Here is a 14,351-nt window from a genome sequence, read left to right on the forward strand (position 1 = left end):
TTGGATGTATCGACCGCTGCCTGGATGGTGCACGACACCCGCCTGATTCTCTGCTGCCTGCTGGCCATTGCGACGATCATCGTGTTGATCAGCGCCACCAAACTGCCGCCCTTTCTCTCAATTCTGATCGGTACGTTCATTGCCGGTGTCGGCGCCGGTTTACCGCCCGAAGACGTGGCCAAGGCGTTCAGCAAAGGCGCCGGGGCGATTCTCGGTGAAGCGGGGATCATCATTGCGCTGGGATCGATGCTCGGCGCACTGATGGCCGAATCCGGCGCCGCCGACCGCATCGCGTCGACCTTGCTCGGGCTGGGCAAAGGCAAGTCACTGCCATGGGTCATGGCGTTGGTGGCGATGGTGATTGGCCTGCCGCTGTTCTTTGAAGTGGGGCTGGTGATGATGGTGCCGATCATCTTCGTCATGGCTCGCCGTTCAGGTCAGCCGCTGCTGAAAATCGCGATTCCGGCGCTGGCCGGAATGACCACGCTGCATGCGCTGATGCCGCCGCACCCGGGACCGCTGATTGCGGTCAGCGCGTTGCATGCCGACCTCGGGCTGACCATGTTGCTCGGTTTCAGCATCGCCATCCCGGCGGTGATTCTGGCTGGGCCGCTGTACGGCAACTGGCTGTCGAAACGCATGCATGTCGATGAGCCGGCAGAGCTCGGCGCCCTGTTCAGTGCGCCGCCAAAAGCGCCGCGTCAGCCGAGTTTCGGCATGTCGCTGTTGATCATTCTGCTGCCGGTGCTGCTGATGCTCGGCAGTACCCTGGCGAAAGTCACGATGAGCCCGGAAAGCAGCGTCGCCCTGACCTTGAAGTTTCTTGGCGAACCGTTGGTGGCGCTGGGCATTGCAGTGATGGCGGCGGTGATCTGCCTCGGCTGGGCCAATGGCATGCCCCGCGAAGACGTCGGCGGCACCCTGCGCAAAAGCCTCGCGCCGATTGCCGTGCTGTTGCTGACCATCGGTGCTGGCGGCGGCTTGAAGCAGACCTTGCTGGATGCCGGCGTCAGCCAGACCATCAGCAAAGTCGCTGAAGGCGCGCACATGCCGTACCTGTTGCTGGCGTGGCTGATCGCTGTGGCCTTGCGTCAGGCCACGGGCTCGGCGACGGTGGCCACGACCACGACGGCGGGGATTCTGGCGCCGATGATGGCGGGCCTCGCCGCGACGCAGAGTTCGTTGGTGGCGTTGGCGATTGGTGCCGGCTCAGTGTTCTTTTGCCACGTCAACGACGCCGGGTTCTGGATGGTTCGCGAGTACTTTGGCTTGCAACTGAAACAGACCATCTGGGTCTGGTCGATCCTGCAAACCATTGTCTCGGTAGTGGGTCTGGCGGGAACGTTGCTGTGGTGGCACTGGCTGACGTAACGGCCTCGGCGGGTTGGCGCCGAGGCTGATAACCCGTTTTCAGGAACAGGGCGCCACGGATTGGCTGCCGACTCGGGGCATGCGCGCGCCAAAATACGCCGCGCTGACGACGCCGACCATGCCCATCACCGCGCAGAACATCACACAGATCCACGGACTCCACGGCATCAGACCGATCAGCAGCAGCGGTGTGATGCTCGCCCACGCCGCGTAGGCAATGTTGTAGGTGAAGGAAATGCCTGACACGCGAATACGCGCGGGGAACAAGCCGACCATCACCGATGGCACGGCTCCGACGACACCGCAAGCAAGACCGGCAATGGCATACGCGATACCAATCCACTCGCCGCCGCTGATCAGGCAGCCGTAAAGCACACCGATACCCAATGGCAGCAGCAGACTGTAGAGCATGACCGTGCGCCAGGCACCGAAGCGATCAACCAACAGACCGGCAATCACGCAGCCGATGTTGAGAAAGACGATGCCCAATGCGCTCAGGGCAAAGGTGTGGCTGGCGGTCATGCCGAAGGTTTTCTGCATCATGGTCGGCGTAATGACCACGAACACCACCACCGCCGAGGTCAGCACGCAAGTCAGCAACATCGCCGGCAGCATCGCCAGCCGGTGCTCGCGCAGCACTGTGCGCAACGGCAATTCAACGCGCGCCTCACGTTGCGCTTCCATGGCCATGAACACCGGGGTTTCGCTCAGCCAGCGGCGCAGATAAACGCCGATCACACCGAAGGCGCCTCCGAGCAGGAACGGGTAGCGCCAGGCGTAATCAAGTATTTCCGCCGGGGTGAAGACTTGCGCCAGAAACGTAGCGGTCAATGCGCCGATCAAGTAACCGAAGGTCAGCCCGGCCTGCAAAAAGCCCAAGGCATAACCGCGATGGCCGGCCGGCGCGTGCTCGGCGACAAACACCCAGGCGCTCGGCACCTCACCCCCCACCGCCGCACCTTGCAGGATGCGCAGCGCCAGCAACAGCAACGGCGCGAAGTAACCGATCTGTGCATAAGTCGGCATGATCCCGATCAGCAGGCACGGCAGCGCCATCATCAGGATGCTCAGGCTGAAGACTTTCTTGCGCCCAAGTTTATCGGCGAAGTGCGCCATCAAAATCCCGCCCAGCGGCCGCGCCAGATAACCGGTGACGAAGATGCCGAAGCTTTGCAGCAGCCGCAGCCACTCGGGCATTTCCGGCGGGAAGAACAACTGGCTGAGGGTCAGGGCGAAGAATACGAAAATGATGAAATCGTAGATTTCCAGCGCACCGCCAAGGGCCGCAAGGCCGAGGGTCTTGTAGTCGGAACGGCTGAACGGCGCAGGTTTGGCCGGGGATTGGGCAGTCATGGCAAAGAACTCGGAAACAGGCAAAAAACCAAGGCGCCCATGGTCTACGCAAATGGGCTGGTGGACAACCCGTTAGACCATAGTCCCGGTTTTGCAAAACCTGCTCACAAAGCATCGGCAGTTGAATTACTGTTAATGCCTGTCCTGCCAGGCGAACCACCATCGGCAAGTCATGCCGAGATCCTTGTAGGAGTGAGCCTGCTCGCGATGGCGTCGATTCAGTCAATACAAGTGTTGAATGTAAGAAAGCTATCGCGAGCAGGCTCACTCCTACAGAGGATATGTGTTTCGTCCGCAAGACCACAATAACCATAAAAATCCGAGGTACTCCCTGTGGCCGTTGATATCGAAGATAGCCGCTCCGCACGCTTTGCCCTGCGCTGTTCAAGTTTCGCCGAACGCTGGTTCCCCGATTCCTGGGTGTTCGCCGCGCTGGCCGTGATCATCGTCGCCCTGGCCACACTGGCCATGGGCGCCAAACCCACCGATGCGGCGATGGCGTTTGGTGACGGCTTCTGGAGCCTGATTCCGTTCACCATGCAGATGGCCTTCGTGGTGATTGGCGGCTATGTCGTCGCCAGTTCGCCACCCGCCGTAAAACTGATTGACCGGTTGGCGCGCATCCCGAAAAACGGCCGCTCCGCTGTAGCGTGGGTGGCGCTGATCTCGATGGTTGCGTCCCTGCTCAACTGGGGCCTGTCGCTGGTGTTCGGCGGTTTGCTGGTCCGCGCCCTCGCCCGCCGCACTGACCTGAAAATGGATTACCGCGCCGCCGGCGCCGCGGCCTATCTGGGCCTTGGCGCGGTGTGGGCCTTGGGTTTGTCGTCGTCGGCCGCGCAGTTGCAGGCCAACCCGGCCAGCCTGCCGCCGTCGATCCTGTCGATCACCGGGGTGATTCCGTTCACCGAAACGATTTTCCTCTGGCAGTCCGGTGTCATGCTGCTGGCGCTGATCGTGATCTCGATCATCATCGCCTACGCCACCGCCCCCGGGCCGAATTCGGCGCGCGACGCCAAGGCCTGCGGCATCGACCCGGCCTTCAACCTGCCACCGCTGCAACCGCGGACGCGGCCGGGTGAATGGCTGGAACACAGTCCACTGCTGATCATTGTGCTAGTGCTGTTGGCGGCGGGATGGCTGTTTCACGAGTTCTCGACCAAACCGGCGATCACCGCGATTTCCGGGCTGAACACCTACAACTTCCTGTTCATCATGCTCGGCGCATTGCTGCACTGGCGTCCGCGCAGTTTCCTCGATGCCGTGGCCCGTGCGGTGCCGACCACCACCGGCGTGTTGATCCAGTTCCCGCTGTACGGCTCGATTGCCGCGCTGATGACCACGGTCAAAGGCGCCGATGCGCAGACGCTGGCGCACCACATCTCGACGTTCTTCGTCAGCATCGCCTCCCACGACACTTATGCGCTGTTGATGGGCGTGTACTCGGCGATTCTCGGCTTCTTCATTCCATCCGGTGGCGGCAAGTGGATCATCGAAGCGCCGTACGTGATGCAGGTCGCCAACGATCTGCAGTATCACCTCGGCTGGGCAGTGCAGATTTATAACGCTGCAGAAGCGCTGCCGAACCTGATCAACCCGTTCTACATGCTGCCGCTGCTCGGCGTACTCGGACTGAAGGCGCGGGATCTGATCGGTTTCTCGTTCGTGCAGTTGCTGGTGCATACGCCGCTGGTGCTGGTTTTGCTGTGGGCGCTGGGGACGACCTTGGCGTATACGCCGCCAGTCATGCCGTAACCCCAAGCGGGGCGCGGTCATGCTGGCCGCGCTCCGCACTTTTCTCCTGAAACAGCCGTTTATCGGGCTGCCTGTCGCAAATAATGGCTCAGAGCCATCATCGTGCTTTACCGCATCGCACCCTCGGTAATATTCTGCGCGCCGATAAATGTTTCCATTTTTTACCAAGCGCAAAGGGAGTTCGTTGCAATGATCGTAGGGATTGACCTGGGAACCACCAACAGCCTGGTCGCCGTCTGGCGTGGGGATGCCACCGAGTTGGTGCCCAATGCCCTGGGTCAGTTCCTGACACCGAGCGTTGTCGGCCTGGATGATCAAGGCCGGATTCTGGTCGGTCAGGCGGCGCGTGAGCGTCTGCACACGCATCCGCGCCTGACCGCATCGCTGTTCAAGCGCCACATGGGCAGCGCCACGGAAGTTTATCTGGCCGACAAGGCGTTTCGCCCGGAAGAGCTGTCCGCGCTGGTGCTCAAGAGCTTGAAAGAAGACGTCGAACGCGCGTTTGGCGAAACCGTCACCGAAGCCGTGATCAGCGTCCCGGCGTACTTCAGTGATGCCCAGCGCAAGGCCACGCGGATCGCCGGCGAACTGGCCGGGCTGAAGGTCGAGAAGCTGATCAACGAGCCGACCGCCGCCGCCCTCGCCTATGGACTGCACCAACGGGACAAGGAAACTTCGTTCCTGGTTTTCGACCTTGGTGGCGGCACGTTCGACGTGTCGATTCTGGAGCTGTTCGAAGGCGTCATGGAGGTGCGTGCCAGCGCTGGTGACAACTTCCTCGGTGGCGAAGACTTCGACACCGTGCTGCTCGAGCACTTCATCAGCCAGCACCGCTCGGCCGCAGACTTCCCTGAGCGCAGCAGCGTCATCCAACCGCTGCGTCGCGAGGCCGAACGCGTGCGCAAGGCGCTGGGGCAGGACGACAGTGCCGAATTCCGCTTGCAGCTCGGTGAGCGGCAGTGGACGCACACCATCACCCAGCAACAGTTGGCGACGCTGTACATGCCGCTGCTCGAACGCCTGCGCGCGCCGATTGAACGGGCGCTGCGCGATGCGCGCATCCGCGTCAGCGACCTCGACGAAATTCTGCTGGTCGGCGGTACCACGCGCATGCCGCTGGTGCGCAAACTCGCCGCCGGGCTGTTCGGCCGCTTTCCGTCGATCACCCTCGATCCTGATCAGGTGGTCGCACAGGGCGCGGCCATTCAGGCAGCCCTCAAGGCCCGCGCCGCCGCGCTGGAAGAAGTGGTGCTGACCGACGTCTGCTCCTACACCCTGGGCATCGAGACCTCCACGCAGGTCGGCCGCAACTATGAGAGCGGCCACTACCTGCCGATCATCGAGCGCAACAGCATCGTGCCGGTCAGTCGGGTGAAAACCGTGTACACCCTGCACGACAATCAGGAACACGTAGTCGTGCGGATCTTCCAGGGTGAAAGCCGTCTGGTCAAAGACAACGTCGCACTCGGCGAGCTGGACATCAAGGTGCCGAAACGCAAGGCCGGCGAAGTCGCCCTCGATGTGCGTTTCACCTACGACAACAACGGTCTGCTGGAAGCCCAGGTGAAAATTCCCCTGACCGGGCAACAGCATTCGCTGGTCATCGAGAACAACCCGGGCGTGCTGTCACCCGAGGAGATCCAGCAACGCCTGGCGAACCTCGCACAGCTGAAGATTCACCCGCGCGAGCAACAGGTCAACACGCTGCTGACTGCACGCCTTGAGCGCCTCTACCAGGAAAGCCTGGGCGATCTGCGTGACCTGATGGGCGATTGGGCCAAACAATTCCAGATCGCCCTCGACTCTCAGGACGAGCGCCAGATCCGTGAAGTGCGCACCGACTTGAGCCGCCGCCTGAGCGAACTTGATCGCACCCCGTGGCAATAAGGAGCCTGGCCATGGATTGCTGGTCGGTGCTGCACCTGCACGATGATGCTGAAACCCGCGACATCAAGCGCGCCTATGCGCGGCTGTTGAAAACCTTCCGCCCCGATGAGGATGCCGAAGGTTTCCAGCGCTTGCGCGAAGCCTACGAACAAGCGCTGGCGATTGCCCGGTGGCGGCTTGAAAACGCTGAGCCTGCCGACGAAGAAGACGTCGCCGTGGCCACGGCGTCCAGCACCTTTGCCGCACTGGCGTTCGATGCTGCGCTGGCAAACAAACACAGCCACCCGCAAAACCCGTCGTGGGATTTTGCCGATCTCGACGTTCCGCCCGTCAACCCGGCAGCCCCCGAGCCTTTTGCGCCGCCGGCGAAGGATGATGTTTTGCCTGTCGAGCCACTGACGGTGGCCCCGGACACAGAGGCGTATGCGCTTGAAGCCCAGGCCGCACGGCCACTGATTGAGGGGCTATCACCCGAAAACCTCGACGAGCGTTGGGATCAGGCGCAACAGCAAGGCTGCGCCAAGGCCTTCGAAAGACTTTTGCTGCAACTGTGTTTTGAACAGCCATCACTGCGCGCTCCACTGCTGCACTGGGCCGTCGAGCAACTTGGATGGTTGGGGCCGTGGCAAGACGTGCTGATGAATGAACGTCAGCGTGACCTGCTCGCCGAAAGCCTAATGGCCGATTATCAAAACGCCCTGCGAGCACTGCTCGAAAGTCAGAGCGAGCGCGAATTCCTCAACGTGCTCAAACGCTACAGCGCCCAACCGTGGCTGCAGGTTTTCGATCGCCGCGAACAATGGCAGCAAACCCTGCTGCACTTGCTCAATGACAGCGAATGGAGCGTGCCGCTGTTCGACCGCATCGGCCAGCTGTTCGGCTGGGATCACAACAAAGGCCTGCACCCGCAACCGGACTGGCTCTGGGACACGTTGATCGAACGCTGCGATCAGGAAAGTTTCTACGACAATCTGCGCGCCAAGGCTGAAAGCGACCGCACCTGGGCGGCCGACGTGCAAGCGGCGCATCTGCTGATCAATCCGCTCAAGCCCCTGCAGCAGAAGAAGATCATCGACGGCTTTGGTCAGAACGAATGGCAGGCCTGCCATGACTTGTCGGAAAAACTCACGTGGCGCTTCCCCGAGCTGCTCGCACGTTTGCCCTATGCCGATGCTTTTTACTGGCGGCGTTTTTTTCCACGGCCCATCGCCGCCGAAACCTGGGTACGCGTGTGGGCGGCCATTGCCCTGGCGCTGTGCCTGTTCTATCTGGGCCTTGAGAAAAGAGATACCGCCAATCTGATCTTCATTCCGATGATCTTTGCCTGCGTACCGGTCTGGTTTTTCCGCTTTGCCCTGAGTTGGTGGGTGGTGCTCACGGCCCATGTCATCGTCCCGGACCTGTGGCTCACCGAAGGACTGATTCCGCGCAAATGGAACCCTGACACGCGCTGGCTGGTGATACGCCACGGCGTACCGCAAGGGGTGATGGTGCTGCTGTTTTCGCTGATGCTTGGCCCGCTGGGGGCGATCACTTATGTCGGCACGCTGCTGATCGGGCTGGTGCACAAACGCCGCATCGGTTCGCTCGATCCGCAGCTGAGCAGCCGCCGCCCCTGGCTGACCGCGCTGCACTGGGCGCACTTCAGTCCGCTGCAATTGCTCTTTCTGGTGGTCATGACCGCGATCACGGCAGCCAGCAGACTCGGTTTTTCGCTCAGCCAACTCATGCCCGGCTAGGCAAGCAGCGCCAGTGCCGTTTGTCATCCATCCGTCACACTCACTTGCTAGCGTCCGCCCGAAACATACTGAAACAATTAAGCAAGAACGGGCTGACAGATGAAAGACGACACAGACGGCACTGACGCACCTGAATCCAATCACCCCACCGACACCAGTCGCCGCCGCTTTCTCGGCGGCGTCGCGGTGCTCGGTGTCGGTGCCACGCTGGCCGGGTGTGGCAGCGCCAGCGATCAACCGGGCAAACCGGCCGAGCACCCGCTGACACCCGCCGAGCTGGACAAGGCCCTGCGCGATCAGGTGAAAACCGTGGTGGTGATCTACGCCGAGAACCGCAGCTTCAACAACCTGTTCGGTGATTTTCCCGGAGTCGAAAAGCCGCTGGCCGCGCTCAAACCCGGCGACTATCAACAACGTGATCGCGACGGCTCGCTGCTGCAAACCCTGCCGCCCGTCTGGGGCGGCGTCCTGCAGATCGGCCCGCAGCCCCTCGATGGTGTGACCTACCCTAGCGCCACGCAGTTTCAGGAAAACCTGCCCAACGCACCTTTCGCCCTCAAAGGCCCGAACGGCGAGGACTTGCCGTTCGGTCTGGTGACGCGCGACTTGTGGCACGTGTTCTATCAGAATCAGATGCAGATCAACGGCGGCAAGAACGACGGCTTCGTCGCTTGGGCCGACTCCGGTGGCTTGACCATGGGCCACTACGCGCAGAGCCGGTATTCACTGCGCCTGTGGGACGTCGCGCAGGAATTCGTGCTGTGCGACAACTTCTTCCAGGGCGCCTTCGGTGGCTCGTTCCTCAACCACCAGTACCTGATCAGCGCCACCGCGCCGTTCTATCCGGACGTTGCCAACTCGGTGGCCAAATCACAGATCGCCGCGCTGCAAAGTGACAATCCAGCCGATCCGCGCCTCAAGCCGCTGGACGCATCGCCGGCCAGCGCCATGACCGGCCCGCCGCAGTTCGGCCCGAGTGCGCTGACCCCGGACGGCTTCGGCGTCAACACCCTCGCCCCGCCCTACTGGCCGACATGGATTCGCGATCCGGAGCGCCCGGCGTACGCCAAAGCGGATCTGCCCAACGTCATGGTGCCGCAGACCCACGAACACATCGGCGACAAGCTGTCGAAAAAGAACATCGATTGGGCCTGGTACGCCGGCGCGTGGCAGGCAACGCTGGATCAATACAAGGATTCCGGCGGCATTCCGAAGATCCCGAATTTCCAGTATCACCACCAGCCGTTCAACTACTTCAAGCAGCAAGGCCCGGAGAACCCCGCCGAGCGCAACAAACGCCTGCGTGACGCCGGTCTGGGCGATGAGTCGAACACCAACAAATTCTTCGCCGATGCCGAGGCCGGTAAGCTGCCGGCGGTGAGTTTCTACAAACCCCAAGGCAACCTGAACATGCACGCCGGTTACGCCGACGTGGCGTCCGGGGACCGGCATATCGTGCGCGCGCTGAAAGTGCTGCGCGAAAGCCCGCAATGGCAAAACATGGTGGTGATCGTCACGGTCGACGAAAACGGTGGCTGGTGGGATCACGTCGCCCCGCCCAAGGGCGACCGCTGGGGCCCGGGGTCACGCGTGCCGGCGCTGGTGGTGTCGCCGTTTGCACGCAAGGGTACGGTGGATCACACGGTCTACGACACGGCGTCGATCCTGCGCTTGATCACCCGTGTCTTCCAGTTGGAAACCCTCGACGGCCTCAAACAACGGGACGAGGCGATGATTGCCCGGGGCCAGAAACCCATGGGCGATCTGACCAACGCTCTGCATTTTCAGGCTTGAAAACCAGACCTGCGAGTTTGCGCAAAAATCTGCCGATGACGGCTTCTCTGTCAAACGCGGCTGATCCACTATGAGCCGCCCCCGATACGCGGGGAACCGACGCTGAAAAGGATCTGAGCATGTTCAAATTCGCAGGACTTAACCCGATAGCATTGGCTCTTGCCGCGCTCACGCTGAGCGCGGCCGCCCACGCCGATGTCGACTTGAAACTGGGCAGCACCGAACGCGTTACCCGCCTCTTCGCTTACCCCAACAACTGCAACGTGATCTGCTTCCGCAACTGGACGCTGGAGCAGACCGTCAGCCATTACTTGAGCCAGAGCGTGCAGCGCGATGGTTATGCCGACGCCAAAGTGCTGGTCAAGACCGACAATGGCCAGCTCTACGCCGAAATCACCGGCGTGCCGAAGGATTACGACAAACCGCTGTCGGCGCTGCTGGATGCGGGGGATCTGGCCTACACCGGCGCGAGCAAGCTCAACGCCGACGGCAAGTGGGCCTACAGCTGGTATCTGTTCCTGCCACTGGGCATGGCCCTGGAAAACCGCAAAAGCGTCGAGTTGCTGCACTTCCCGCCGGATTACTCGCTGACCCAAGCGCAGGATTATCTGCGTTCGAACACCACCGATCGCTGGGCTACGCTGCTGACCGACAATGGCATTCCTGCCGAGCAGACGCCGGCCTATCAAACCATCATCGACATTGCCCCGATCGCTGCGCCGTCCAATGCCGGCAGCGACCTGGAAGGCGTGTATGACTACTTCAAGGACTACCAGACCACGCTGGTCAAACAATTCAGCCAGACCGCCAGCGGCACGACGTTGCCGATGGTCGCGTTCGGCGCGCCGGTGCGTAACTGGATCAAGCAGCAATACGGGCCAACCGTGAATGTATTGGGGCTGGCGACCATCAGCCCGAGCGAAGGTGTGAAAGTGCCCGTGCTGGGTTCGAACCACCCGAGTTACATCTGGTACGCCGCTGACCCGAAGAGCTACACCGGCGACGATGCGCAAGCCAAGGCCGATGCTGCGGGCCTGAAAGTCATGGGTCAGGATTTGAGCGCCGCCTGCTGGCAGGCCGGCATGGGCAGCAAACCGGGCAGCGATGCGCAAACAACGCTCAACAGTTGCACGCAGACGTGGCAAGTCACGCAGAAAGTCAAAACCTGCGAGCTGTTCTACACCTCGATCCGCAATCTGACCCCGGAACAGGCCACCGCCAAGTGCGCGACCACCCCGATCAAGACTCAACTGAAGCAACTGCAGGCACCGCTGCCAGCCACTGCAATCCCCGCCCCGCACCTGTAATCGCTTGAGGCATTCCCGTGTCAGCCAAGGCTGACGCGGGAATACGTCTAAATCGCCTGTCAGATCTGACAGTAGACCAGCTATACCTAATAAGACACGATTGGATCCAACCAGCAGTATTGCAGCGCTGACAGGACGTCAACCCAAGGAAGTCGCAAAAGCCTTGCGACAAGGACTGATATGAACATCCACGCTATGGCGCACTCGCCGCCACGCGATACTGAAGGCATCTATCCCTTCGCCGGCCTGCCCGTGCGCCTGGGGTTTCCGGCCAGCGCCGATTTCGAAATCCTTCAGGATGGATACGGCGCCCCTACGGCGGTCGCCGCGCGGCGCGAGTTCCTGCACACCCACCGGATGTGCCGGGTGTCCGGGCAATTACTGCCGTATCGCTGCCGCCAGACCCGACAATTGCTGACGGGGATCCACATTTACGACCCGCGCTTCTGCGGATTGATCGAACACGCCTGCGACCCCAACGTGTTTCTCGACATGAGCGAGTTATGGTTGTGGGCGTTGAAAGATATCCACAGCGGCGAACGGCTGACCATGGACTACACCGCCACTGAAGACAAACTGCTGCACCAGTTTGCCTGCGGTTGCGGTTCGCCACGCTGCCGTGGGTGGATCACCGGCTACGACGAACCACCCACCCTCGAAGGTCAGCACTTTCTACAGCGCTGGCGGCATTCAGGGCGCTGAAAGGTGCGCTGGAAGCTGAGTTATACCGCGCCAACCGGACGCAAACGATACTGCGGCGGCAATTGCTCGAAACCACTGATGGTCGTGTTCAGACTTTTCCAGCGGCCATCCTTGATGCCATAGATGCACCCGTGGATCGACAGGCTCTGCCCGCGATGCCAGGCGTTCTGGATGATGCTGGTGTGGGCGACATTGGCCACTTGCTGGATCACGTTGAGTTCGCACATGCGATCAACCTGCTCTTCTTCGGTCGGCAGCTTGGCCAGTTCTTCGCGTTTTTCGTAGTACAGATCGCGGATCGATCGCAGCCAGCCGTCGATCAGACCGAACTGACGGTCCTGCATCGACGCGCGCACACCGCCGCAGCCGTAGTGGCCGGTGACGAGGATATGTTTGACCTTGAGCACGTCGACCGCGTACTGGATCACCGACAGGCAGTTGAGGTCGGTGTGCAGCACTACGTTGGCGACGTTGCGGTGCACGAACAGATCGCCCGGCAGCATGCCGACGATCTCGTTGGCCGGCACGCGCGCATCGGAACAGCCGATCCACAGGTATTCAGGGGTTTGCTGGCGCGCCAGTTTGGCGAAGAAATCCGGGTCTTCCTTGGTGATCGCGTCAGCCCAACGCTCGTTGTTATCAATCAGGTCTTGTAAGTCGTGCATGCTGTAAGGCCTCAAGAAAGATGCGCTGGTATGACAGACGACCGCCCGTCGGGGTCACGCCGCCAGCGCAAGTGATTTCATTGGAATTCTCGTGTGCCCGGTGAGTCCACCTAAGTAAGGCCCACAGTATGAGGAATTGCCATGACTGATTCACGACGCCCTTACGATGCAGCGCAACCAGAGCCCATCGATGATAACGAAGACCGCATGGGTTCGGTGCATGAGCTGGATTTCGATGAAGATGAACCCAGCGCGAAGATCGGTGATGAGATTCCCGAGCGTGAACGTGAGCAGTTGATGCCGCGTGAGCGTGTACGCGAGGCGGGCATGACCGGGGCTTCGGTCAGCGATCATGAGCCAACTGACGATGACATGAGCCCGGAAACGCTGATTCATGAAGACGGTGCGCGGGATGCCGAGGAAGCGGGTCAAGGCAATCAGGCGGATTGGGATTTGAGCATCGTCGATGAGGATGACATCGGCGGGGGTAATGGCCTGGATGAGGCAGAGCTGGCACGGCGTGATCCGCTGGATGGCAACCGTTGATCATCAGTGCCTGAGAGGACGTCTTCGCGAGCAAGCTCGCTCCCACAGGTTTATGGTTTGATCACAAAATTTGTGTGCGAATCAAATCCACTGTGGGAGCGAGCTTGCTCCGGGCGGCGTTCCGACGAAGCTTTTAAGCAGGATCAGTCAACCAGGGTGCAGGCCATGACCACGGCATCTTCACGCCCGCCCACCGCCGGATAATAATCCCGACGCCGGCCAATCTCGTTGAAGCCATAACGCTCATACAACTTGAACGCGCCCGTATTGCTGTCACGCACTTCCAGAAAACATTCCCGCGCCGAAGCCGCATACGCCCGCGACATCAGATGCTCGAGCAACGTCAGCCCCAGCCCGCGCCCCTGATTCTCCGGTTTGACGGTGATATTGAGCAGATGCGCCTCATCCAGAATGATCTGCACCACGCCGTGGCCAACCTGCTGCTCACCTTCGAACATCAGCCAGATCTGGTACTTGCCCAGCCCGTCGAGAAAAATCCCGCGGGTCCACGGATGGCTGTACGCGGCGTACTCGATTTTCAGCACGGTTTCCAGATCCGCCTCGGTCATCGGGCGGAACGATACAGCGTCACTCATTCGATTCTTTCCAGCGCGCCATCAGCCGACGCATGGCTTGCCACACAGCGGCCTTGCGCTGTGGCTCTTCCATTAACAATTCCAGACCGGGAATGGCCCAGGCCGAGCCCAGACCTTCGATCTGCAATTCACGATTGAACGCTTCGGCGTCCGCTTCACCGGCAAAACGCACCGCCGGCAGGCCGATCAGCCACAGGCAGGCGCACGGCGCCGTTTCCATTTGCACAGAAAGGAAACCCTGCACAAAGTCACGCGCTGCTTCCGGACCTTGGTCCATGGTGCCGCGATTGAGCCACGGCCAGCGCACCGGCTCGCCGACAATTTGCGGCGCATCCGGCAGACCGGCGGCGCGCAACATGTCTTTGAGCAACAGGTAGGCAGGATCGCGGCTCTGGAACGGTTCGCCTGTGGGTAACTCGACCAGCAGCAAACAGCGCCCGGCACGCAGCAATTGCAGGGCGAAACGCGGTGGTGGCACCGGCGCCGGTTTGGCGACCACTGGCGTGTCGTCGGCCTCTTCCGCCGGTTTGGCGTTGGTCCGCGTGCTGGCCAACGAAGGGCGCGGCACTTCGATTTTCGGCCGTTCGGCCGGACGAACGGCAGGTTGCGCGGGCGTTTCGACCTGCGGTGCAAGCACCA

The 14,351-nt window shown here is 61.3% G+C and carries 12 protein-coding genes; 8 read left to right on the plus strand and 4 right to left on the minus strand.

The window, feature by feature from the left end; genetic code table 11:
• A complete protein-coding gene (locus ACWR1S_RS26165; RefSeq protein ID WP_454565505.1) occupies positions 1–1,371 on the plus strand; it encodes a GntT/GntP/DsdX family permease in 1,371 nt (456 codons plus the stop codon).
• Positions 1,372–1,410: 39 nt separating this feature from the next.
• Here ACWR1S_RS26165 and ACWR1S_RS26170 read toward each other — a convergent pair whose 3' ends face one another.
• Positions 1,411–2,724, minus strand: a complete 1,314-nt coding sequence (locus ACWR1S_RS26170) for an MFS transporter (protein WP_454565506.1) — start codon at positions 2,722–2,724, stop codon at positions 1,411–1,413.
• 333 nt (positions 2,725–3,057) lie between these two features.
• Between ACWR1S_RS26170 and ACWR1S_RS26175 the strand changes: the two genes are divergently transcribed.
• From ACWR1S_RS26175 to ACWR1S_RS26200, 6 genes are all read left to right on the plus strand, one after another.
• Positions 3,058–4,476 (plus strand): short-chain fatty acid transporter, encoded by a 1,419-nt coding sequence (locus ACWR1S_RS26175; protein WP_116031448.1) that lies wholly within the window; start codon positions 3,058–3,060, stop codon positions 4,474–4,476.
• 189 nt (positions 4,477–4,665) lie between these two features.
• Entirely contained in the window at positions 4,666–6,363 is a 1,698-nt protein-coding gene (locus ACWR1S_RS26180) for a molecular chaperone HscC (RefSeq protein ID WP_454565507.1), read from the plus strand.
• An 11-nt stretch (positions 6,364–6,374) separates the two neighbouring features.
• Positions 6,375–8,102 carry a J domain-containing protein gene (locus ACWR1S_RS26185; protein ID WP_454565508.1) on the plus strand — a complete coding sequence of 576 codons (1,728 nt, stop codon included), beginning with the start codon at positions 6,375–6,377 and terminating at the stop codon, positions 8,100–8,102.
• Between the two features lie 99 nt (positions 8,103–8,201).
• Positions 8,202–9,896 carry an acid phosphatase gene (acpA, locus tag ACWR1S_RS26190; RefSeq protein WP_454565509.1) on the plus strand — a complete coding sequence of 565 codons (1,695 nt, stop codon included), beginning with the start codon at positions 8,202–8,204 and terminating at the stop codon, positions 9,894–9,896.
• A gap of 119 nt (positions 9,897–10,015) precedes the next feature.
• Positions 10,016–11,203 (plus strand): hypothetical protein, encoded by a 1,188-nt coding sequence (locus ACWR1S_RS26195; protein ID WP_454565510.1) that lies wholly within the window; start codon positions 10,016–10,018, stop codon positions 11,201–11,203.
• Positions 11,204–11,383: 180 nt separating this feature from the next.
• Positions 11,384–11,905 carry an SET domain-containing protein-lysine N-methyltransferase gene (locus ACWR1S_RS26200; RefSeq protein WP_127929781.1) on the plus strand — a complete coding sequence of 174 codons (522 nt, stop codon included), beginning with the start codon at positions 11,384–11,386 and terminating at the stop codon, positions 11,903–11,905.
• Positions 11,906–11,925: 20 nt separating this feature from the next.
• Here ACWR1S_RS26200 and can read toward each other — a convergent pair whose 3' ends face one another.
• Positions 11,926–12,570, minus strand: a complete 645-nt coding sequence (gene can / locus ACWR1S_RS26205; protein WP_064120416.1) for a carbonate dehydratase — start codon at positions 12,568–12,570, stop codon at positions 11,926–11,928.
• A gap of 141 nt (positions 12,571–12,711) precedes the next feature.
• Between can and ACWR1S_RS26210 the strand changes: the two genes are divergently transcribed.
• Positions 12,712–13,116 carry a serine kinase/phosphatase gene (locus ACWR1S_RS26210; protein WP_454565511.1) on the plus strand — a complete coding sequence of 135 codons (405 nt, stop codon included), beginning with the start codon at positions 12,712–12,714 and terminating at the stop codon, positions 13,114–13,116.
• 143 nt (positions 13,117–13,259) lie between these two features.
• Here the strand turns inward: ACWR1S_RS26210 and rimI are convergent, their stop codons facing one another.
• A complete protein-coding gene (rimI, locus tag ACWR1S_RS26215; RefSeq protein ID WP_007912963.1) occupies positions 13,260–13,712 on the minus strand; it encodes a ribosomal protein S18-alanine N-acetyltransferase in 453 nt (150 codons plus the stop codon).
• Complete coding sequence (locus ACWR1S_RS26220) at positions 13,705–14,349, minus strand: energy transducer TonB (protein WP_454565512.1); 645 nt, start codon at positions 14,347–14,349, stop codon at positions 13,705–13,707. Before ACWR1S_RS26220 ends, rimI begins: the two co-directional genes overlap by 8 nt.
• Positions 14,350–14,351: the final 2 nt, after the last annotated feature.

The sequence above is a fragment of the Pseudomonas sp. AIG genome (genome assembly GCF_977020205.1).

What these genes read in the sequence shown, in the direction of transcription:
- ACWR1S_RS26200 (WP_127929781.1), top strand. Translation starts at nt 11,384, where the DNA reads ATGAACATCCACGCTATGGCGCACTCGCCGCCACGCGATACTGAAGGC.
- ACWR1S_RS26170 (WP_454565506.1), bottom strand. Translation starts at nt 2,724, where the DNA reads ATGACTGCCCAATCCCCGGCCAAACCTGCGCCGTTCAGCCGTTCCGAC.
- ACWR1S_RS26185 (WP_454565508.1), top strand. Translation starts at nt 6,375, where the DNA reads ATGGATTGCTGGTCGGTGCTGCACCTGCACGATGATGCTGAAACCCGC.
- ACWR1S_RS26210 (WP_454565511.1), top strand. Translation starts at nt 12,712, where the DNA reads ATGACTGATTCACGACGCCCTTACGATGCAGCGCAACCAGAGCCCATC.
- ACWR1S_RS26195 (WP_454565510.1), top strand. Translation starts at nt 10,016, where the DNA reads ATGTTCAAATTCGCAGGACTTAACCCGATAGCATTGGCTCTTGCCGCG.
- ACWR1S_RS26180 (WP_454565507.1), top strand. Translation starts at nt 4,666, where the DNA reads ATGATCGTAGGGATTGACCTGGGAACCACCAACAGCCTGGTCGCCGTC.
- acpA (WP_454565509.1), top strand. Translation starts at nt 8,202, where the DNA reads ATGAAAGACGACACAGACGGCACTGACGCACCTGAATCCAATCACCCC.
- can (WP_064120416.1), bottom strand. Translation starts at nt 12,570, where the DNA reads ATGCACGACTTACAAGACCTGATTGATAACAACGAGCGTTGGGCTGAC.
- rimI (WP_007912963.1), bottom strand. Translation starts at nt 13,712, where the DNA reads ATGAGTGACGCTGTATCGTTCCGCCCGATGACCGAGGCGGATCTGGAA.